At 50.7% G+C, this 21090-nt stretch carries 17 protein-coding genes; 15 read left to right on the plus strand and 2 right to left on the minus strand.

Annotated elements, in window-relative coordinates:
- The first annotated feature begins 46 nt into the window (after nt 1-46).
- The 6 genes from GHC22_RS13300 (at nt 47) to GHC22_RS13325 (ending at nt 7342) form a co-directional block, all read left to right on the plus strand.
- Nucleotides 47-1267, plus strand: coding sequence for an MFS transporter (locus tag GHC22_RS13300; RefSeq protein WP_103285111.1), 1221 nt, complete (start codon nt 47-49; stop codon nt 1265-1267).
- A 240-nt stretch (nt 1268-1507) separates the two neighbouring features.
- Nucleotides 1508-2743, plus strand: a complete 1236-nt coding sequence (locus GHC22_RS13305; RefSeq protein ID WP_032943180.1) for an MFS transporter — start codon at nt 1508-1510, stop codon at nt 2741-2743.
- 21 nt (nt 2744-2764) lie between these two features.
- Nucleotides 2765-3631 (plus strand): quinate/shikimate dehydrogenase, encoded by an 867-nt coding sequence (gene ydiB / locus GHC22_RS13310; protein ID WP_003836604.1) that lies wholly within the window; start codon nt 2765-2767, stop codon nt 3629-3631.
- A 36-nt stretch (nt 3632-3667) separates the two neighbouring features.
- On the plus strand, nt 3668-4426 hold the full coding sequence (gene aroD, locus GHC22_RS13315; protein WP_153753229.1) for a type I 3-dehydroquinate dehydratase: 759 nt from the start codon (nt 3668-3670) through the stop codon (nt 4424-4426).
- Nucleotides 4427-4581: 155 nt separating this feature from the next.
- Complete coding sequence (locus tag GHC22_RS13320) at nt 4582-6177, plus strand: acyl CoA:acetate/3-ketoacid CoA transferase (RefSeq protein WP_008784596.1); 1596 nt, start codon at nt 4582-4584, stop codon at nt 6175-6177.
- A 13-nt stretch (nt 6178-6190) separates the two neighbouring features.
- Nucleotides 6191-7342: an acyl-CoA dehydrogenase gene (locus GHC22_RS13325; protein ID WP_003832619.1), complete on the plus strand. Its 1152-nt coding sequence runs from the start codon at nt 6191-6193 to the stop codon at nt 7340-7342.
- A 54-nt stretch (nt 7343-7396) separates the two neighbouring features.
- Here the strand turns inward: GHC22_RS13325 and GHC22_RS13330 are convergent, their stop codons facing one another.
- Nucleotides 7397-8287 carry an AraC family transcriptional regulator gene (locus tag GHC22_RS13330; protein WP_032943176.1) on the minus strand — a complete coding sequence of 297 codons (891 nt, stop codon included), beginning with the start codon at nt 8285-8287 and terminating at the stop codon, nt 7397-7399.
- Nucleotides 8288-8793: 506 nt separating this feature from the next.
- On the opposite strand from GHC22_RS13330, the gene GHC22_RS13335 reads away from it, so the two are divergent.
- From GHC22_RS13335 to fadK, 5 genes are all read left to right on the plus strand, one after another.
- A complete protein-coding gene (locus tag GHC22_RS13335) occupies nt 8794-9558 on the plus strand; it encodes an electron transfer flavoprotein (protein ID WP_020996442.1) in 765 nt (254 codons plus the stop codon).
- 21 nt (nt 9559-9579) lie between these two features.
- Entirely contained in the window at nt 9580-10515 is a 936-nt protein-coding gene (locus GHC22_RS13340) for an electron transfer flavoprotein subunit alpha (protein ID WP_057067844.1), read from the plus strand.
- Between the two features lie 57 nt (nt 10516-10572).
- A complete protein-coding gene (locus GHC22_RS13345) occupies nt 10573-11862 on the plus strand; it encodes an FAD-dependent oxidoreductase (protein ID WP_153753231.1) in 1290 nt (429 codons plus the stop codon).
- Nucleotides 11859-12152 (plus strand): ferredoxin ydiT, encoded by a 294-nt coding sequence (locus GHC22_RS13350; RefSeq protein ID WP_008784590.1) that lies wholly within the window; start codon nt 11859-11861, stop codon nt 12150-12152. Before GHC22_RS13345 ends, GHC22_RS13350 begins: the two co-directional genes overlap by 4 nt.
- A gap of 82 nt (nt 12153-12234) precedes the next feature.
- Nucleotides 12235-13872 (plus strand): medium-chain fatty-acid--CoA ligase, encoded by a 1638-nt coding sequence (gene fadK, locus GHC22_RS13355; protein WP_079933935.1) that lies wholly within the window; start codon nt 12235-12237, stop codon nt 13870-13872.
- Nucleotides 13873-13939: 67 nt separating this feature from the next.
- On the opposite strand, the gene ppsA is transcribed toward fadK, so the two are convergent.
- Entirely contained in the window at nt 13940-16318 is a 2379-nt protein-coding gene (gene ppsA / locus GHC22_RS13360) for a phosphoenolpyruvate synthase (protein ID WP_003832604.1), read from the minus strand.
- Between the two features lie 328 nt (nt 16319-16646).
- Here ppsA and ppsR point away from each other — a divergent pair, with 328 nt between their 5' ends.
- The 4 genes from ppsR to GHC22_RS13380 all read left to right on the plus strand — a co-directional run bounded on the left by ppsR (nt 16647) and on the right by GHC22_RS13380 (nt 21069).
- Nucleotides 16647-17480 (plus strand): posphoenolpyruvate synthetase regulatory kinase/phosphorylase PpsR, encoded by an 834-nt coding sequence (gene ppsR, locus GHC22_RS13365; RefSeq protein WP_003832602.1) that lies wholly within the window; start codon nt 16647-16649, stop codon nt 17478-17480.
- Between the two features lie 126 nt (nt 17481-17606).
- Complete coding sequence (gene aroH, locus GHC22_RS13370) at nt 17607-18653, plus strand: 3-deoxy-7-phosphoheptulonate synthase AroH (protein ID WP_003030555.1); 1047 nt, start codon at nt 17607-17609, stop codon at nt 18651-18653.
- A 170-nt stretch (nt 18654-18823) separates the two neighbouring features.
- Nucleotides 18824-19012, plus strand: coding sequence for a hemin uptake protein HemP (gene hemP, locus GHC22_RS13375; RefSeq protein ID WP_032943171.1), 189 nt, complete (start codon nt 18824-18826; stop codon nt 19010-19012).
- A gap of 74 nt (nt 19013-19086) precedes the next feature.
- Entirely contained in the window at nt 19087-21069 is a 1983-nt protein-coding gene (locus tag GHC22_RS13380) for a TonB-dependent hemoglobin/transferrin/lactoferrin family receptor (RefSeq protein ID WP_008784586.1), read from the plus strand.
- Nucleotides 21070-21090 lie beyond the last annotated feature (21 nt).

Raw genomic sequence — 21090 nt, forward strand, 5'->3', positions numbered from 1 at the left:
GATTGCAACGCCTTACCTATTTAGCCTCTTCGCTGAGTAACACATTATGAAAAACACCTATTTCTCCACTGCGATAGGGCTGTACCTAAATTACCTGGTGCACGGCATGGGGGTCATTCTGATGAGCCTCAATATGTCTTCGCTGGAACAACAGTGGCAAACCAATGCTGCGGGCGTCTCGATTGTTATTTCCTCACTCGGCATCGGCCGCTTAAGCGTTTTATTAGTGGCAGGGATGCTTTCCGATCGCTACGGTCGCAGACCATTTATTATCCTTGGTATGACCTGCTACCTGATTTTCTTTATTGGCATCATCAATACTCACAGTATTTTTCTTGCCTATGCTTTTGGTTTTTTAGCAGGAATGGCAAACAGTTTTCTCGATGCCGGAACCTATCCCAGCCTGATGGAGGCATTCCCCCGCTCCCCCAGCACGGCCAATATTTTGATAAAAGCCTTCGTCTCCAGCGGTCAGTTCCTGCTGCCAATGATCATCAGCCTGCTGGTGTGGGCCGAACTTTGGTTTGGCTGGTCCTTCCTGCTGGCGGCTGCCGTTATGATACTCAACGGCGTGTTTTTGTTTCGCTGTCGGTTTCCTCCACACCCCGGGCCTCATATCGTCATCCGGGCACAACCTGCAGAACGAGAAACCGCACAACCTGAACATCGTTGCTCCCTGCTCGACCTTGCCAGTTACACCCTGTACGGCTACATCGCAATGGCAACATTTTACCTGGTAAGCCAGTGGCTGGCGCAATACGGACAGTTTGTCGCAGGAATGTCCTATACGTTATCTATCAAACTGTTAAGCATTTATACCTGCGGCTCTCTACTGTGCGTGCTGATCACCGCCCCGCTGGCGCGAAAAGCAGAACGCGCGACATCGATGCTGATGCTGTATACGTTTATCTCATTTGTCGCACTGCTGATGGTTTGTCTGCATCCGACACCCTACGTGGTCATTATCTTTGCGTTTGTCATCGGTTTTTCTTCCGCAGGGGGCGTTGTGCAAATCGGTTTAACGCTCATGGCCGCACGCTTTCCGCATGCGAAGGGTAAAGCGACCGGTATTTACTACAGTGCGGGCAGCATTGCGACCTTCACTATTCCATTGATAACAGCAAAACTCTCAGAAACCAGTATTGCTCACATCATGTGGCTTGATACTGGCATAGCTGCTGTTGGGTTCCTGTTGGCGTTGTTTATTGGTTATCGCAGCCACATCGCGTCAAAGCATCAGCTAAAAATGATACAAGCCGTAGAATAGCGTGGATGCAATATTGTTCCCCCCTTCTGCAAAATAATTGGCATATGTTTTAAAACATCAACAAAACACCGGCTGGCAGAGTTCAATTTCACAGTGTGTTATGCAATATACCTGGTAACTTAAACGCCATGCTATGTAGGTTCTGTGGCTTCCGCCCGGTATATTAATTACAAGGTCGCCGCAATTTAAAAAATATCGACGAGCACAGAACAATTTTAAAATCCGCAAGGAGTTGTGAAAATGTCTCAAAGCAAGACCTTTAATACGCCATTTCTTTTGGCGATAACCTGTATTTATTTAAGTTATTTCCTACACGGCATTAGCGTCATTACACTGGCGCAAAATATGACCTCTCTTGCAGAAAAGTTTTCCACCGACAATGCAGGAATTGCCTATTTAATTTCAGGCATTGGTCTGGGACGACTGGTGAGCATCTTATTCTTTGGCGTGCTCTCAGATAAATTTGGTCGTCGGGCTATCATTCTGTTAGGGGCTATTCTGTATATACTGTTCTTCTTCGGTATTCCCGCCAGCCCTAATCTGATGATTGCCTTTATTCTGGCCGTTTGCGTTGGCGTGGCAAACTCGGCACTGGATACCGGTGGGTACCCGGCGTTAATGGAATGCTTCCCTAAAGCCTCTGGCTCAGCCGTTATCCTGGTGAAAGCTATGGTCTCGTTTGGGCAGATGATCTACCCCATCGTCGTCAGCACCATGCTGCTCAACCATATCTGGTACGGTTATGCGGTCATTATCCCAGGTGCGTTGTTTGTAGTCATTACCCTGATGCTGCTAAAAAGTCGTTTCCCCAGCCAGATGGTGGATGCCGGCATCGCGAAAGATCTGCCACAGATGAACAGTAAACCGTTGGTCTGGCTGGAAGGTGTGGCATCCGTCATGTTTGGTGTTGCTGCCTTTTCGACTTTTTACGTCATCGTGGTCTGGATGCCGAAATATGCGATGGCCTTTGCTGGCATGGCAGAATCCGACGCACTGAAAACAATCTCTTACTACAGTATGGGTTCGTTGGTCTGCGTATTTATCTTTGCCGCACTGTTGAAAAAATGGGTACGGCCTATTTGGGCGAATGTATTTAATGCCGGACTGGCAACCATCACCGCAGCCGTGATCTATTTATACCCATCTCCGCTGGTATGTAACGCCGGTTCATTTCTCATTGGATTCTCTGCCGCTGGCGGTATTTTACAGCTCGGTGTCTCGGTGATGTCAGAGTTCTTTCCCAAGAGCAAAGCCAAAGTCACCAGTATTTATATGATGATGGGTGGCGTAGCCAACTTTATTATCCCATTAATCACCGGATACCTCTCTAACATTGGTCTGCAATACATTATTTTGCTGGACCTTGCATTTGCTCTGTTGGCTTTTGTCACCGCCATCATCGTCTTTATTCGTTACTACCGCGTATTTGATATCCCCAAAAATGATGTGCGGTTGGGCGAGCGTTATTTTCAATAAATTGTTTAGAAGGAGTATCAAATGGACGTAACTGCTAAATATGAACTGATTGGTTTGATGGCTTACCCTATCAGACACAGTCTGTCGCCTGAAATGCAAAATAAGGCATTAGAAAAAGCGGGATTGCCATTCACTTACATGGCATTTGAAGTTGATAACTCAACGTTTGCTAATGCCATTGCCGGTCTGAAGGCCTTAAAGATGCGGGGTACCGGGGTCTCAATGCCCAACAAGCAGCTGGCATGTGAGTATGTTGATGAATTAACGCCTGCAGCCAAGTTGGTCGGCGCAATTAACACTATCGTCAATGATGATGGTTACCTGCGTGGTTACAATACCGATGGCACGGGCCATATTCGTGCAATTAAGGAAAGTGGTTTCGATATCAAAGGTAAAACCATGGTACTGTTGGGCGCAGGCGGTGCGTCGACGGCCATTGGTGCACAGGCAGCGATTGAAGGCATCAAAGAAATTAAACTCTTTAACCGCCAGGATGAGTTTTTTGCCAAAGCGCAGGAGTTTGCCAAACGCGTCAATGAAAACACCGACTGCGTGGTCACCGTTATCGATCTCGCCGATCGCCAGGCTTTTGCTGACGCACTTGCCAGCGCAGATATTTTGACCAACGGCACTAAAGTCGGCATGAAGCCGCTGGAAAATGAATCTCTCGTGACCGACGCTTCCCTGCTGCGCCCGGAACTGCTGGTAACCGAATGCGTCTATAACCCGCATATGACCAAATTATTGCAGCAGGCACAAAGTGCTGGTTGCAAAACAATTGATGGTTACGGCATGTTGTTGTGGCAAGGGGCTGAACAGTTCAAGCTCTGGACCGGGAAAGATTTCCCACTGGAGTATGTGAAACAGGTTATGGGTTTTGCCGCCTGACGGGCAAGCATTTGTACAATAGTTAAAGGGTAATCAATGAAAACCGTAACCGTAAAAAACCTCGTTATTGGCGAGGGTGCGCCGAAGATCATTGTCTCGCTGATGGGTAAAGACATCGCAACGATAAAAAACGAAGCGCTGTCCTATCGCGAAGCGGATTTCGACATTCTGGAATGGCGCGTAGACCATTTCACCGATGTCTCTTCCATTGAGGCGGTGTTGGAAGCTGCGCGCACCATCCGCGATGTGATGGCTGACAAACCACTGCTTTTCACCTTCCGTAGCGCCAAAGAAGGCGGTGAACAGGCTCTGTCTGTCGAGCACTATATTGCACTTAACCGCGCGGCGGTAGACAGCGGTCTGGTGGATATGATCGATCTGGAACTGTTTACCGGAGACGAGCTGGTCAAAGCGACCGTCGAGCATGCGCATGCGAAAAATGTCTTTGTGATTATGTCTAATCACGATTTTCATAAGACACCAGCCGCGGAAGAGATTGTCCAGCGCCTGCGTAAAATGCAGGAACTTGATGCTGATATCCCGAAGATTGCCTTGATGCCGCAAAATAAAACGGATGTTCTGACGCTGCTTAGTGCCACGCTGGAAATGCAAGAACGCTATGCCGATCGCCCGATAATCACCATGTCGATGGCTAAAACAGGGGTGATTTCACGTCTGTCTGGTGAGGTTTTCGGTTCAGCGGCAACCTTTGGGGCAGTAAAAAAAGCCTCCGCACCAGGACAAATTTCGGTCACCGACCTGCGTACTGTATTGACAATATTGCATCAGGCTTAATTACAGATATATCCATATAAATATCAGTAATGCCCTACCCCAGATATTCGTCTAACCACGGATATCTGGCCGGTAATTAAGCGTTATTAAATAACTAACAATATTATTGTCGAATATATCGACAGGTAGTCGCACGCATATAATCTGGAGTTCACATGAAATTTTCAAGGCCAAATCGTATAGATGGTCGGGTACCCGTATTATCCGCTGCAGATGCAGTCAATTATATTCCTGATGAAGCAACGCTTTGTGTATTAGGTGCAGGCGGGGGTATTCTCGAAGCAACAACATTAATTAACGCACTGGCTGAAAAATATAAAAATTCTCAGTCACCACGAAATTTAGCGTTGATTAGTCCTACAGGTCTTGGTGACCGTGCCGACCGGGGAATTAGTCCACTGGCACAGGAAGGTTTAGTCAAATGGGCATTATGCGGCCACTGGGGACAATCACCGCGAATCTCCGATCTGGCTGAACAAAATAAAATTGCCGCCTATAACTATCCTCAGGGCGTATTAACCCAAACCCTGCGTGCATCGGCGGCTCACCAGCCGGGGATCCTTAGTGATATCGGCATCGGTACATTTGTTGACCCTCGCCAACAGGGCGGTAAGCTGAATGAAGTGACCACCGAAGATCTGATCAAATTGGTGGAAATTGATAACAAAGAGTACCTGTATTACAAGGCCATTGCGCCAAACATCGCCTTTATTCGCGCCACCACTTGCGACAGTGAAGGCTACGCCACCTTTGAAGATGAAGTGATGTATCTTGATGCGCTGGTGATTGCCCAGGCCGTACACAATAACGGTGGCATCGTGATGATGCAGGTGCAAAAGATGGTGAAGAAAGCCACGTTGCATCCGAAATCGGTGCGTATTCCCGGCTATCTGGTCGATATTGTGGTCATCGACCCCGACCAAACGCAACTGTATGGTGGCGCGCCGGTTAACCGCTTTATCTCTGGCGATTTTGTTCTCGATGACAGCCAACAGACTGCCCTGCCGCTCAATCAGCGTAAACTGGTGGCCAGACGCGCCCTGTTTGAAATGCGCAAAGGTGCGGTCGGCAACGTTGGCGTAGGCATTGCCGATGGCATTGGCCTCGTCGCGCGCGAAGAAGGCTGTGCTGACGATTTTATTCTGACAGTCGAAACGGGTCCGATTGGCGGCATCACCTCTCAAGGTATTGCTTTCGGCGCCAACGTCAACACCCGCGCCATTCTGGATATGACCTCCCAGTTTGACTTCTATCACGGTGGTGGGCTGGATGTGTGCTATTTAAGTTTTGCCGAAGTCGATCGCCACGGCAACGTTGGCGTACACAAATTCAATGGCAAGATCATGGGTACCGGCGGTTTTATCGATATTAGTGCCACCTCCAAAAAAATTATTTTCTGCGGCACGTTAACTGCCGGAAGTCTGAAAACGGAAGTTGCCGATGGCAAGTTAAATATTGTGCAGGAAGGTCGGGTGAAAAAATTCGTCAACGAATTACCTGAAGTGACTTTCAGCGGAAAAATTGCTCTCGAACGTGGACTTGATGTGCGTTACATCACTGAACGCGCTGTATTTACGTTAAAAGCAGATGGTCTTCATTTAATCGAAATTGCACCGGGAGTCTCTTTACAGGAAGACATCCTGGACAAGATGGATTTCACGCCAATTATTTCGCCAAATCTGAAGCTGATGGACGAAAGATTATTTATCGATGCCTCGATGGGTTTTGTATTACCCGACGCCGCCAATTAAAAGGAGTACCCTGATGGACTTTTCTTTAACTGAAGAACAAGAACTGCTGCTTGCCAGTATTCGGGAACTGATTACCAGCAATTTCCCGGAAGAATATTTCCGTACCTGTGATCAGACGGCGACCTACCCGAAAGAGTTTATGCGTGCCCTGGCGGACAACGGTATTTCGATGCTGGGCGTTCCGGAAGAGTTTGGTGGCATCCCGGCGGATTACGTCACACAGATGCTGGCGCTGATGGAAGTTTCAAAATGCGGCGCACCCGCTTTTTTGATCACTAACGGTCAGTGCATTCACAGTATGCGTCGTTTTGGATCCGCTGAACAGCTGCGTAAGACCGCAGAAAGCACCATGGAAACGGGCGATCCAGCGTATGCGCTGGCATTAACCGAACCGGGAGCTGGCTCCGACAACAACAGCGCGACCACCAGCTACACTCGCAAAAACGGTAAGGTCTATCTCAACGGGCAGAAAACCTTTATCACCGGCGCAAAAGAGTATCCATATATGCTGGTACTGGCCCGCGATCCGGAGCCAAAAGATCCGAAAAAAGCCTTTACGCTGTGGTGGGTCGATTCGAAAAAACCCGGCATTAAGGTTAATCCGCTGCATAAAATCGGCTGGCATATGCTCAGCACCTGCGAAGTTTATCTTGATGACGTTGAAGTGGATGAAAGCGATATGGTCGGAGAGGAAGGCATGGGTTTCCTCAACGTCATGTACAACTTCGAAATGGAACGTTTGATCAACGCTGCGCGCAGTACCGGTTTTGCTGAATGCGCCTTCGAAGATGCCGCCCGTTACGCCAACCAGCGCATCGCATTTGGTAAGCCAATTGGTCACAATCAGATGATCCAGGAAAAACTGGCGCTGATGGCGATTAAAATCGATAACATGCGCAATATGGTGTTAAAAGTCGCCTGGCAGGCCGATCAGGAACAGTCTCTGCGCACCAGTGCAGCGCTGGCAAAACTGTATTGTGCACGTACTGCAATGGAAGTGATTGATGACGCCATTCAGATTATGGGTGGGCTGGGTTACACCGACGAAGCACGCGTTTCCCGCTTCTGGCGTGATGTCCGCTGTGAACGCATTGGCGGTGGTACAGATGAAATCATGATTTACGTCGCGGGTCGCCAAATCCTGAAAGATTATCAGAATAAGTAAGCAGTAATGCTTGCCGGATAGCGCAAATGCGTTATCCGGCACGTGCCAGGTTAATCATATTTCTGGCATCAAACATTCCTGTTCTACAAGGTTATTTTTAAACTGCTTACGATAATCGCTGGGGGTACAACCCACATGCCGCTGAAAGAGTTTGGCAAAGTGATCGACATTTTCATACCCTACCCGCCAGGAAATTTCTGCCAACGAGGACTCCGTATTCGTCAGGGCAAATTTTGCCTCTGTCATTCGCCGCTGAATCACATAATTAATCGGCGAAATACGATACTCCTTAGTAAACTCGTGACAGATATAGCTCACGCTGGCACGAAATTTCTTAGACAACTGTTCCAGCGTAATTTTCTCTCGGAAATTGTTATTTAAATAAACCAACACATCTTTAATTAAGATATCTTTTTTAATATATCCCTGCTCAGAACGATAAGCATTTTTAAAGTTTTCGTAATATAAAACGGTTAATGCATAAGCGAAGGCGTCATAAGCGGAAGACGTCAGGTTATTCTTGCTCTGCGGGATCATAACACTCAGTTCATTAAAGATACTTTTAATAACCTCTTTGCCCTGGCTAACGCTAATAACCGGACACGAGTGCATCTGCAAGAGTTGGTTCTCCTGCCAGTCGTTGAAACGAAAGCCGTAGAGCGCACAGGTGTAAGTGGTTGCAGGTGCGCTGCTATCGGAAGCAACCGCATGTAACCGCCCTTGTTCTATCACTACGATGTCACCCGCATGTGCGACATACAGCGAAGAGTCGATAATTAGCCTTGCGACACCTTTTTTTACATAGATAAGCTCTGTTTCATTGTCATGAACATGATGACCCGACTCCCAGTTAGGATCATCACTGATGACGAATCGCGAAAATCTCGGGGTTTTTCCCTGTTCAAAAAGGGTCTCCATGGCATTATCAAAACAGCGTTGATACATGACAACCTCCACCGAAAGGCAGTAATTTTGCGGATAGTTAATATTGAAAAGTAAAAACGATGAAGACGTTATACAACGTTATTCTGTCCAGGCGAAACAAAATTATTTACGTCGTCTGCAAGATGACACCTCCAACTTCAGCACGCTGCTCGCACAAATTGTTTTTATTTTAAAATAACAGGAAAGTGTAAATGTTATTAAGTCAGCAATAATAATTTACACACCAGAAACAAAGTGCATGCAGAAACGGATAAAAATATGATCCATTTCTCAAAAAAACGTCTCGATTTTATTTCCATATTTATCACTTTAACACCCGACGTCGTCTTTACGTTCATAAACTCAGCATTCCTAAAGTCCTTTTTTTTGCAAGATTGTTGGGAATGAAAACAGATTGCCCCGTCGAAAACAGTCTCCCTCTGCCGCACACTATTTTCAGTCAATTTTCCCTACTGTTGATGATGTCACTCCCCGTCATCATCCACACGAGAATCACTGGAGATGCCATGAAACTAATAACCTGCTTTAAGTTGGTGCCTGAAGAACAGGACATTGTTGTTACCCCAGAACGTTCGCTTAACTTTGACCGGGCCGATGCCAAAATCAGTCAGTTTGATTTGAATGCAATAGAGGCCGCGACGCAACTTAGTGCGGAAGGTGATGAAATCGTCGCCCTAACGGTTGGCGGCTCGCTACTGCAAAACTCCAAAGTGCGTAAAGACGTACTGTCCCGCGGGCCGGACAGTTTGTTTATGGTGCAGGATCCCCAACTGGAGCATTCATTACCGCGAGACACGGCTCAGGCGCTGGCCTGCGCGGCCAAAAACATTGAATTCGACCTGATGCTGTTCGGCGAAGGGTCTGGAGACATCTACGCCCAGCAGGTTGGCTTACTGGTTGGCGAACTCTTACAACTTCCGGTGATTAACGCCGTCAGCAACATCCAACGTAACGGCGATCGCATTGTGGTTGAACGTACGCTGGAAGACGAAGTTGAAGTGATTGAACTGTCGCTCCCCGCCGTGCTGTGCGTAACCTCGGATATCAACACGCCGCGTATTCCCTCGATGAAAGCCATTCTGGGCGCAGGTAAAAAACCAGTCACACCGTGGCAAGCCAGCGATATTGGCTGGACACCTGCCTCACCGTTAGCAGAACTGGTGAGCCTCACCGTTCCGCCACAAACAGAACGTAAGCACATCATTCTGGAAAATGACTCAGCAGAAGCCATCGCCGAGCTGGCTGAGCATCTGAAAAAAGCCCTGAACTAAGCCCAACGGAGAGAAATTATCATGAGTAAATTAGCTAACGTATGGGTGTTCAGCGATAACGTAGAACGCTATGCAGAATTAATGGCCGGCGCACGCCTGTGGGGTGAACAGGTACACCTTATTGTACAAGGCAACGAACAGGCCAATCAGGTTAAACCTCTGGGTGCCGATGAGATTGTCGTGCTTGAAACAACGTCTGGTTTACAGCGTGTTGAAAATTTCGCCGAGACCATCGCCGCCCTGATACAAGAACATACCGGACTATTGCTGATGCCAGCGACTAAACGCGCTAAATCCCTTGGTGCGCGGTTAAGTATTCAGCTCAATGCAGCGATGGTAAATGACGCCACGTCGGTAACGCTTGATGATGGCTCACTGTTCGCAGAACACCGTATGTACGGTGGCCTGGCATTCGGCAAAGAAAAAATCAAAACAACTCAGGCAATTATCACCCTTGCCCCAGGTGTACTTGAACCGGTAGAGGCTAATGCTTCACATACCTGCCCTGTTGTCTCTGCACCTTACATCGCACCGCACCATGAAATTATGTGCCAGGAACGTCGCGCCAAATCCGTAAGCAGCGTGGATCTCAGCAAAGCCAAACGTGTGGTGGGTGTGGGCCGCGGCCTGGTTGCGCAAAACGATCTGGAGATGGTGCACCAGTTGGCATCTGTACTGGGTGCAGAAGTGGGTTGTTCACGACCGATTGCCGAAGGCGAAAACTGGATGGAACGCGAACGCTACATCGGCGTTTCTGGCGTGTTACTGAAATCGGACCTTTACCTCACCCTCGGCATTTCGGGACAAATTCAGCATATGGTTGGCGGTAACGGCGCGAAAGTCATTGTTGCCATCAACAAAGATAAGAAAGCCCCTATTTTCAATTACGCCGATTACGGACTGGTCGGCGACATCTACAAAGTCGTTCCGGCTCTTATCGAGCATCTCAGCCGCTAACCCCCACATTTAACGCACATATCCCGCTGCCCTCGCAGCGGGAAGGGAGCATAAAGCATGTCAGATGAAAAATTTGATGCCATTGTGGTCGGTGCTGGCGTGGCGGGTACGGTTGCAGGCTACGTGATGGCTCAGGCCGGACTGGACGTACTGGTCATCGAGCGCGGAAACAGTGCAGGCAGTAAAAATATGACCGGCGGAAGACTCTATGCACATAGTCTTGAGCGCATCATGCCGGGGTTCGCGCAGGAAGCGCCGCTCGAGCGTAAAGTCACCCGCGAAAAAATCTCCTTTCTGACCGAAGAAAGCGCCGTCACTCTCGATTTCCATTGTGAAAAAGCTGACGCACCAACGCAGGATTCGTATACCGTTTTGCGCAACAGACTTGACCCATGGCTAATGGATAAGGCGGAACAAGCTGGCGTGCAGTTCATCCCCGGCGTGCGCGTCGATGCCCTGATCCGCGAAGGTAATAAGGTTACCGGAGTTCAGGCCGGTGACGATATCCTGGAAGCCAATATTGTCATCCTTGCCGATGGCGTCAACTCTATGCTGGGGCGTTCCCTGGGGATGGTTCCGCCCTCTTCTGCACATCACTATGCCGTTGGCGTAAAAGAGCTGATCGGCTTACCTCCAGCGGTCATTGCAGATCGCTTCAATCTTTCAGGTAATGAAGGCGCGGCCTGGCTGTTTGCAGGCTCACCGTCTGATGGGTTGATGGGAGGCGGATTTTTGTATACCAACCAGGACTCCATCTCTCTGGGTCTGGTGTGTGGTCTGGGGGATATTGCCCATGCCACAAAAAGCATTCCACAAATGCTGGAAGACTTTAAGCGACATCCAACTATTCGGCCATTGATTGCCGGTGGAGAACTACTGGAATATTCCGCGCATATGGTGCCGGAAGGCGGTCTGGCAATGGTTCCAAAGCTGGTCGATGACGGTGTGATGATCGTGGGCGATGCCGCCGGTTTCTGTTTGAACCTGGGTTTCACGGTGCGAGGTATGGATTTGGCCATCGCTTCCGCAGAAGCCGCTGCCCAAACAGCTATTGCAGCAAAAGAACGCCAGGATTTCTCTGCCAGCAGCCTGATGGACTACAAGCGCGCGCTCGAACAGGGCTGTGTGATGCGTGATTTACAGCATTTTCGCAAGATCCCGGCGTTAATGGAAAACCCACGGCTGTTCACTCAGTATCCGCGTATGGTGGCCGACATCATGAGCGATATGTTCACCGTTGACGGACGTCCAAATCAACCGGTTCGCAAGATGATTATGTCCCACGCAAAACAAATCGGGCTGTTGAACTTACTGAAAGACGGTATCAAGGGGGCAACTGCACTATGAATCAGGACAATACCGTTAACGTTGACGTCAAACTGGGCGTCAATAAATTCAATGTCAATGAAGGCCACCCGCACATTATCCTGGCCGAACATCCAGACCTTAATGAATTTCGCAAGCTGCTGAAAGCCTGCCCCGCCGGGCTGTATAAGCAGGATGAGAGTGGAAACATTCATTTTGATTCTGCTGGTTGCCTGGAGTGCGGAACGTGTCGAGTACTGTGCGGCGACACGATCCTCGACCAATGGGAATATCCGGTCGGAACATTTGGCGTTGATTTTCGCTACGGCTAATGGATTTTGCCTGTAGTACACCGGATCGGCCACGCCGGCCATCCGGTCAGATGTATGCCGAAATCATCCTGGGAATAACTTCATGAGTATCACACTAACGTTTAACGCCGAACGCCGCGAAGTCTGGCGGCAACAGGGTTTATGGGGAGATGCTTCGCTTGGCGATTACTGGAACCAAACTGCCAGAGCCATGCCAGATAAAATCGCCGTGGTTGATAACCATGGCGCTTCATACACCTATGCTGCACTCGACAGCGCGGCCAGCAGTCTGGCAACCTGGTTTTTAGCCTGCGGTATTCAACCCGGCGATCGCATTGCCTTCCAGTTACCGGGCTGGTGCGAGTTTACGATTATCTACCTGGCCTGCCTGAAAACCGGGGCCGTTTCCGTACCGCTGCTGCCAGCGTGGCGTGAAGCAGAGCTGGTATGGGTGCTGAATAAGTGCAAAGCGAAGATTTTTTTCGCACCGACGCTGTTTAAACAGACCCGACCGGTCGATCTGATCCTCCCCTTACAAAACCAGTTGCCGCATCTGCAACAGATCGTTGCCGTGGATAAACTGGCTCCGGCAACTACCTCGCTGGCGCTCAGTCAACTGCTTTTAGCTCCGCCTTTAACCCAGACGATTAATGTTCACGCCGATGAACTGGCGGCAGTGTTGTTTACCTCCGGTACCGAGGGAATGCCAAAAGGCGTAATGCTGACCCACAACAACATCCTTGCCAGCGAGCGCGCCTACTGTGCCCGCCTCAATCTCACCTGGCAGGATGTGTTTTTGATGCCCGCACCACTGGGACACGCTACCGGTTTTCTGCATGGCGTTACTGCACCGTTTTTAATCGGCGCACGCAGCGTATTGTTAGATATTTTCACCCCAACCGCCTGTCTTGAACTGCTGGAGCAACAACGCTGTACCTGTGTGCTCGGCGCAACGCCCTTCGTCTACGACATGTTGTGTAGCATGGAAAAACGACCACGCGATCTCTCATCGCTACGCTTTTTCTTATGTGGGGGCACAACCATTCCACAGAAGATTGCCCGTGACTGCCAGCAGCTCGGCATAAAATTATTAAGCATTTATGGCTCGACAGAGAGTTCACCGCATGCGCTGGTCAATCTCGATGATTCGCTTTCTCGCATGATGAATACCGACGGATATGCTGCTGCAGGCGTCGAAATTAAAGTGGTCGACGAAGCACGCAATACGTTGCCCGCGGGGGTAGAAGGTGAAGAAGCTTCGCGTGGTCCCAATGTGTTTATGGGCTACCTCGATGAACCTGAACTTACCGCCCGCGCGCTGGATCAAGACGGCTGGTATTACAGCGGCGACTTATGCCGAATGGACGATGCGGGGTACATCAAAATCACCGGACGGAAAAAAGATATCATTGTCCGCGGTGGAGAAAACATCAGCAGCCGCGAAGTTGAGGATATTTTATTGCAGCATCCTCGCATTCACGATGCCTGTGTTGTCGCGATGCCGGACGAACGCTTAGGTGAAAGGTCGTGTGCTTACGTGGTCCTAAAACCCCCGCATCATTCGTTGTCGCTGGAATCAGTGGTGGCCTTTTTTAGCCGCAAGCGGGTGGCAAAGTACAAATACCCTGAGCACATTGTGATCGTGGAGAAATTACCACGCACGGCGTCCGGTAAAGTACAAAAATACCAGCTTCGTCAGGATATTATTCAGCGTTTGAGCGTGGAGAGTATTACAGGATAAAGCGCCGGATGGCGATGCTAACGCATCTTATCCGGCCTACGTTGAATAGGCCGGATAAGGCATGATATTACTTGTTCAGTTCAGCCAGACTCAGCCAGGTTTGTACTACGGTGTCCGGGTTCAGCGACAGGCTGTCGATCCCCTCTTCCATCAGCCAGGCTGCGAAGTCTTCGTGGTCAGAAGGTCCCTGGCCGCAAATACCCACGTATTTACCCTGTTTCTTGGCTGCACGAATCGCCATCGACAGCAGTGCTTTCACCGCGTCGTTACGTTCATCAAACAGTTCAGAAACCACACCAGAGTCACGATCCAGACCCAGCGCCAGCTGCGTCATGTCGTTTGAGCCGATGGAGAAGCCGTCGAAGTACTCGAGGAACTGCTCGGCCAGCAAGGCGTTAGACGGGATCTCACACATCATGATGATCTTCAGTCCGTTCTCGCCGCGTTTCAGCCCCTGGCGTGCCAGCTCTTCCACCACCGCTTTCGCCTGGGCAACGGTACGTACAAACGGTACCATCACTTCAACGTTAGTCAGGCCCATGTCGTTACGGACACGTTTTACTGCGTCGCATTCCAGCGCGAAGCAGTCGCGGAAGCTGTCGGCAACATAACGGCCCGCCCCACGGAAGCCCAGCATCGGGTTCTCTTCATGCGGTTCATAACGCTCACCGCCGACCAGGTTGGCATATTCGTTGGACTTAAAGTCCGACATACGCACGATGACGCGTTTTGGATAAAACGCCGCACCCAGCGTCGCGATCCCTTCCGTCAGACGACCGACATAGAATTCACGCGGAGAATCGAAACCTTTCATCATGGCGCGGATTTCATTTTGCAGCTCAGGCGTTTGGTCATCGAACTCGAGCAGCGCACGCGGGTGTACGCCAATCATGCGGTTGATGATAAATTCCAGACGCGCCAGGCCGACGCCTTCGTTTGGCAGACAGGCGAAGTCGAAAGCCCGGTCTGGGTTACCGACGTTCATCATCACCTTCAACGGCAGATCCGGCATGGTCTCCACGCTGGAACTCTTCACGCTAAAGTCGAGCATGTCAGCGTAAACATAACCGGTGTCACCTTCGGCACAGGAGACAGTTACCTTCTCACCATCTTTCATGCGCTCGGTCGCATCGCCACAGCCAACCACGGCCGGGATCCCCAGTTCACGGGCAATGATTGCCGCGTGACAGGTACGACCGCCACGGTTAGTGACAATTGCTGCCGCTTTCTTCATGATCGGTTCCCAGTCCGGGTCGGTCATGTCGGTAACCAGTACGTCGCCTGGTTCGATGCGGTTCATTTCGCTGATGTCATGAATGACTTTGACCGGACCCGCGCCAATGCGGTGGCCGATGGCGCGACCTTCAGCAATAATTTTACCCTGAGCATGCAGCGTATAACGCTCCATCACCTGACCGCGAGAGCGCACGGTTTCCGGACGCGCCTGAACAATAAACAGCTTGCCGGTATGACCGTCTTTCGCCCATTCGATGTCCATTGGACGACCGTAGTGCTTCTCGATCTGCACCGCTTGCTTGGCCAGTTCCTGCACTTCTTCGTTAGTCAGGGAGAAAATGTCGCGTTGTTCCTGCGGGACATCTTCAATGGTCACCTGCTTACCGTGTTCCTGGGTCGGCGCGTAAATCATGCGGATTTTTTTCGATCCCATTGTGCGACGGACGATCGCCGGACGGTTAGCCGCCAGGGTCGGTTTGTGCACGTAGAATTCATCCGGGTTAACGGCGCCCTGCACGACCATTTCGCCCAAGCCCCAGGCGGACGTGATAAAGACAACCTGGTCGAAACCGGATTCGGTATCGATGGAGAACATTACGCCTGAGGACGCGAGGTCAGAACGCACCATCCGCTGAACGCCAGCAGAAAGTGCGACGCCACGGTGGTCATAGCCCTGGTGAACACGATAAGAGATCGCGCGGTCGTTAAACAGCGAGGCAAATACGTGTTTGATGGCAACCAGTACGGCATCAAATCCCTGGACGTTGAGGAAGGTTTCCTGCTGACCGGCAAATGACGCATCTGGCATATCTTCTGCGGTAGCGGAAGAACGCACGGCAAAAGAGGCATTGGCATCGTCCGCTGACAGCTGCGCGTAGGCATCGCGGACGGCATTTTCCAGTTCGGGCTGGAAAGGAGTGTCGATAATCCACTGGCGGATCTGTGCCCCGGCTTTCGCAAGCTCAGTGACATCGTCGATATCCGTTTTATCCAGCAGCTCATAAATGCGCTGGTTTACACCGCTCTGGTCCAGAAACTGGTTAAACGCATCGGCGGTCGTTGCAAAACCATTCGGTACGGAAACACCCATACCTGAAAGGTTAGTAATCATTTCACCCAGGGAGGCATTTTTGCCTCCAACTCTGTCTACATCATTCATGCCGAGTTGGTTATACCAAAGCACCAGCGGTGACGAGCCATTGTTGGACATCGAACAATCCTTATATATGAACGAGGTTAGGAAACTCAATTTTGCGTAATTATCTTGGCATATTTACTCCGGCGAAAAAAACGGTGAATCGTTCAAGCAACTTTATTTTTTATTTTTTCAGATTGTTTCCGCATTTGCGCAAACCCGCGAGCCACACGGGATCACCACAAAAATGACCGGTATAAACATTTGTTCCGAAAAATGAAATGTACTTTTCATTAAATATAAAAATACCGTTTCATTTTATAAAATAGATGCCGCAATATTCGCTTCTGGCGAATTTTAATTTATGCTTTCAGAGAATTATATCTGCCCCAGGATGAGCAAAATGGATAATGCTGTTGATCGTCACGTATTTTATATTTCTGATGGTACGGCCATCACCGCCGAGGTATTGGGTCACGCGGTGATGTCGCAATTTCCGGTCACGATCAGCAGTATTACGCTGCCGTTTGTGGAAAATGAGAGTCGTGCGCGCGCGGTTAAAGACCAGATTGACGCTATCTACCAACAAACTGGCGTGCGCCCTTTAGTGTTTTACTCCATCGTCCTGCCGGAAATTCGCTCGATCATTCTGCAAAGCGAAGGGTTTTGTCAGGATATCGTGCAGGCATTGGTTGCCCCACTGCAGCACGAGATGAAACTCGACCCTACGCCTATCGCCCACCGCACGCACGGTTTGAATCCCGGTAACCTCAACAAGTACGACGCGCGCATCGCTGCCATTGACTACACCCTCGCCCACGACGACGGTATTTCGTTGCGCAACCTCGATCAGGCGCAGGTGATCCTGCTCGGCGTTTCCCGTTGCGGCAAAACCCCGACCAGTTTGTATCTGGCCATGCAGTTTGGTATCCGCGCGGCCAACTACCCCTTTATTGCCGATGATATGGATAATCTGGTGCTGCCCACCTCCCTGAAGCCGTTGCAGCATAAGCTGTTCGGTCTGACTATCGACCCTGAGCGCCTGGCGGCCATCCGCGAAGAACGCCGTGAGAACAGCCGTTACGCCTCGCTGCGTCAGTGCCGTATGGAAGTTGCTGAGGTGGAAGCGCTTTATCGGAAAAACCAGATCCCCTGGCTGAACAGTACCAATTATTCGGTAGAAGAGATTGCTACCAAGATCCTCGATATCATGGGACTGAATCGCCGCATGTACTAGAATGCTAGTGCATTGGTTCGATTTTTTGTTATTATGCTCGCCACCAGGCAGGATGAGTGTGATATTGTGATGTACATCACTTCCCGGTAGTCCTGCCGTTGAAGCAACAAATTTCTGAGACAAGTAATGAACAGAACCGATGAACTCCGTACTGCGCGTATTGACAACCTGGTCACTCCAGCAGAGCTTGCGCAACGGCATCCTGTTTCGTCCTCCGTCGCCCGTCATGTTACGGACTCCCGACGTCGGATAGAAAAAATTTTAAATGGTGAAGACCCCCGTTTACTGGTGATCGTAGGTCCCTGCTCGATTCACGATCTTGATGCCGCGATGGAATACGCGACACGGTTACAGGCGCTGCGCACTAAGCACCAGGCGCGTCTGGAAATCGTGATGCGTACCTATTTTGAAAAACCACGCACCGTCGTAGGCTGGAAAGGCCTGATTTCCGACCCGGATTTGAATGGCAGTTATCGTGTGAACCACGGTATTGAACTGGCGCGAAAACTGCTGTTGCAGGTCAACGAACTGGGCGTCCCCACGGCGACTGAATTCCTCGACATGGTGACCGGCCAGTTTATTGCTGATTTAATCAGTTGGGGAGCTATTGGCGCGCGCACCACCGAAAGTCAGATCCATCGTGAAATGGCCTCCGCGCTCTCCTGCCCGGTTGGCTTTAAGAACGGAACGGATGGCAACACGCGCATCGCCGTCGATGCGATTCGCGCCTCCCGCGCCAGTCACATGTTCCTCTCGCCGGATAAAACCGGCCAGATGACCATTTATCAGACCAGCGGTAACCCTTACGGGCATATCATCATGCGTGGCGGTAAAAAGCCGAATTATTATGCTGAAGATATTGCTGCCGCCTGCGATACCCTGCACGAATTTTCCCTGCCTGAGCATCTGGTGGTCGATTTTAGCCACGGTAATTGCCAGAAGCAGCATCGCCGTCAGTTGGACGTTTGTGATGATGTATGCCAGCAAATTCGCAATGGTTCGACGGCGATTGCCGGGATTATGGCGGAGAGTTTCCTGCGTGAAGGTACGCAAAAAATCGTTAGCGGCCAGCCGCTGGTTTACGGTCAGTCCATTACCGACCCGTGCCTGAACTGGGAAGATACTGAACTGTTGGTTGAAAAACTCGCCTCTGCGGTTGATAGCCGTTTTTAATGCTGTTCGCCGGGCAATATCACCTTGCCCGGCGCTAATCCCTTGTTTTCCCCTTGCTTATTGCGCAAAAAACGTTCTCGTCACAATTATTTCACAAAAACGCTTGCCGCAAATTTGTAGTTTGATGATAATGATTATCATTGTTACATTGATTGTTATTTTTAAACACTATGTCACGTATGGATAACACAACGGCAACGCCCGCAAAAGACAAAACACCGCCTTCCGTCGCGCCAAACGAGCGACGAATTGACAGTAAAACCCTGCTTGGTAACGAAGGACGCGTGATCATAGAACATGATGGTCAGCACTACCTGCTGCGCCAGACACAAGCCGGAAAACTCATTCTGACTAAATAAACAACACATTTCGCCAGCCACCCAGGTCATACCCAGGCAGCCAGCGCTTTTCGATTTCCTAATGGAGAGTTGCTATGCCTTACCTGCACACCGCTTCCCTGCGCCCATCGCTGTTGGCGCTGGCGATTATCAGTAACCTGCCCGCCGTCGCCTGGGCGGCGGTCGAGGATATGACCGTTACCGCCACCGGCAATGCCCGTAGCGCCTTTGAAGCGCCAATGATGGTTAGCGTCATTGACGCCACCGCCCCAGAAAACCAAACCGCCAGCTCGGCTGCCGACCTGTTACGTAAGGTTCCAGGCCTGACCCTTGACGGTACGGGCCGTACCAACGGCCAGGACGTGAATCTGCGCGGCTATGATCGACGCGGAGTTCTGGTACTGGTTGACGGCGTTCGTCAGGGAACCGACACCGGACACCTGAACAGTACCTTCCTCGACCCGGCGCTTATCAAACGCATCGAAGTCGTGCGTGGCCCTTCCGCACTACTGTACGGTAGCGGCGCGCTAGGCGGCGTGATCGCCTATGACACTGCAGATGCCAAAGATCTACTGGACGTCGGGAAAAACAGTGGTTATCGCGTGTTCGGTACCGCGGCGACCGGCGATCACAGTCTCGGCATGGGCGCCAGCACGTATGGCCGTACCGATACGCTGGACGGACTGCTTGCCTGGTCCAGCCGCGATCGCGGTGATTTACGCCAGAGTGACGGTACTACTGCGCCGAATGACGAAGCAATTAACAATATGCTGGCGAAAGGTAGCTGGAAAATTGACAGCGCCCAGACGCTGGCCGGTTCGCTGCGTTACTACAATAATGACGCCCGAGAACCTAAAAACCCGCAGACCAGCGCGGCGGATGCCAGCAATCCGATGACCAACCGTTCAACGATCCAGCGTGATGCGCAACTGACCTACTCGCTCGCTCCGGCGGACAATGACTGGCTGAACGCTGACGCCCGTATCTACTGGTCCGAAGCGCGCATTAATGCTCAGAATGCAGATAACACTGGCGAATTTCGCAAGCAAACCACCAAAGGCGGGAAGATCGACAACCGCAGCCGTCTGTTTACCGACTCTTTTGCATCTCACCTGTTGACCTACGGCGGTGAATACTATCGTCAGGAACAACAACCGGGAGGAGCAACAACTGGTTTCCCGGAGGCTAAGATCGATTTCAGCTCCGGCTGGCTCCAGGATGAAATCACCCTGCGCGACCTGCCGGTTACGCTGCTGGGCGGTACCCGTTATGACTCTTATCGCGGCAGCAGCGACGGTTATGAAGATGTCGATGCCGATAAATGGTCGTCCCGCGCCGGATTAACGGTTGCGCCAACTGACTGGCTGATGCTGTTCGGTTCATACGCTCAGGCTTTCCGTGCCCCGACTATGGGCGAGATGTATAACGATGCGAAACACTTCTCGATTGGTCGTTTTTACACCAACTACTGGGTGCCGAACCCTAACCTGCGCCCGGAAACCAACGAAACACAGGAATACGGATTTGGCCTGCGCTTTGACGATCTTCTGATGGCGAGCGACGCGCTCGAATTTAAAGCCAGCTATTTCGACACCAAAGCGAAAGATTACATCTCCACCAGCGTCGATTTCGCCGCTGCGACAACCATGTCCTATAACGTACCCAACGCCAAAATCTGGGGCTGGGATGTGATGGCGAAATATTCCACCGATCTGTTCAGCCTCGACATGGCCTATAACCGCACACGCGGAAAAGATACTGACACCGGCGAATACATTTCAAGCATTAACCCGGACACCGTCACCAGCAAACTGAATGTGCCAGTTGCGCACAGCGGTTTCTCTGTCGGCTGGATAGGGACATTTGCTGACCGTTCAACGCATATCAGCAGCACCTACGCTAAACAGCCCGGCTATGCGGTAAACGATTTCTACGTCAGCTATCAGGGCCAACAAGCGCTGAAAGGCATGACCACCACGCTGGTACTGGGCAACGCCTTCGACAAAGAGTACTGGTCGCCGCAAGGCATTCCGCAGGATGGTCGTAATGGCAAAATTTTCGTGAGTTATCAGTGGTAATCACTTTTCCCCGGTTCGCCG

The organism is Citrobacter sp. H12-3-2 (assembly GCF_009649895.1).
Classification (GTDB): Bacteria; Pseudomonadota; Gammaproteobacteria; order Enterobacterales; family Enterobacteriaceae; genus Citrobacter; species Citrobacter portucalensis.

Bases quoted from the DNA above. Each gene is read 5' to 3' on its own strand.
- GHC22_RS13300 (WP_103285111.1), top strand. From the start codon at position 47: ATGAAAAACACCTATTTCTCCACTGCGATAGGGCTGTACCTAAATTAC.
- GHC22_RS13305 (WP_032943180.1), top strand. From the start codon at position 1,508: ATGTCTCAAAGCAAGACCTTTAATACGCCATTTCTTTTGGCGATAACC.
- ydiB (WP_003836604.1), top strand. From the start codon at position 2,765: ATGGACGTAACTGCTAAATATGAACTGATTGGTTTGATGGCTTACCCT.
- aroD (WP_153753229.1), top strand. From the start codon at position 3,668: ATGAAAACCGTAACCGTAAAAAACCTCGTTATTGGCGAGGGTGCGCCG.
- GHC22_RS13320 (WP_008784596.1), top strand. From the start codon at position 4,582: ATGAAATTTTCAAGGCCAAATCGTATAGATGGTCGGGTACCCGTATTA.
- GHC22_RS13325 (WP_003832619.1), top strand. From the start codon at position 6,191: ATGGACTTTTCTTTAACTGAAGAACAAGAACTGCTGCTTGCCAGTATT.
- GHC22_RS13330 (WP_032943176.1), bottom strand. From the start codon at position 8,287: ATGTATCAACGCTGTTTTGATAATGCCATGGAGACCCTTTTTGAACAG.
- GHC22_RS13335 (WP_020996442.1), top strand. From the start codon at position 8,794: ATGAAACTAATAACCTGCTTTAAGTTGGTGCCTGAAGAACAGGACATT.
- GHC22_RS13340 (WP_057067844.1), top strand. From the start codon at position 9,580: ATGAGTAAATTAGCTAACGTATGGGTGTTCAGCGATAACGTAGAACGC.
- GHC22_RS13345 (WP_153753231.1), top strand. From the start codon at position 10,573: ATGTCAGATGAAAAATTTGATGCCATTGTGGTCGGTGCTGGCGTGGCG.
- GHC22_RS13350 (WP_008784590.1), top strand. From the start codon at position 11,859: ATGAATCAGGACAATACCGTTAACGTTGACGTCAAACTGGGCGTCAAT.
- fadK (WP_079933935.1), top strand. From the start codon at position 12,235: ATGAGTATCACACTAACGTTTAACGCCGAACGCCGCGAAGTCTGGCGG.
- ppsA (WP_003832604.1), bottom strand. From the start codon at position 16,318: ATGTCCAACAATGGCTCGTCACCGCTGGTGCTTTGGTATAACCAACTC.
- ppsR (WP_003832602.1), top strand. From the start codon at position 16,647: ATGGATAATGCTGTTGATCGTCACGTATTTTATATTTCTGATGGTACG.
- aroH (WP_003030555.1), top strand. From the start codon at position 17,607: ATGAACAGAACCGATGAACTCCGTACTGCGCGTATTGACAACCTGGTC.
- hemP (WP_032943171.1), top strand. From the start codon at position 18,824: ATGTCACGTATGGATAACACAACGGCAACGCCCGCAAAAGACAAAACA.
- GHC22_RS13380 (WP_008784586.1), top strand. From the start codon at position 19,087: ATGCCTTACCTGCACACCGCTTCCCTGCGCCCATCGCTGTTGGCGCTG.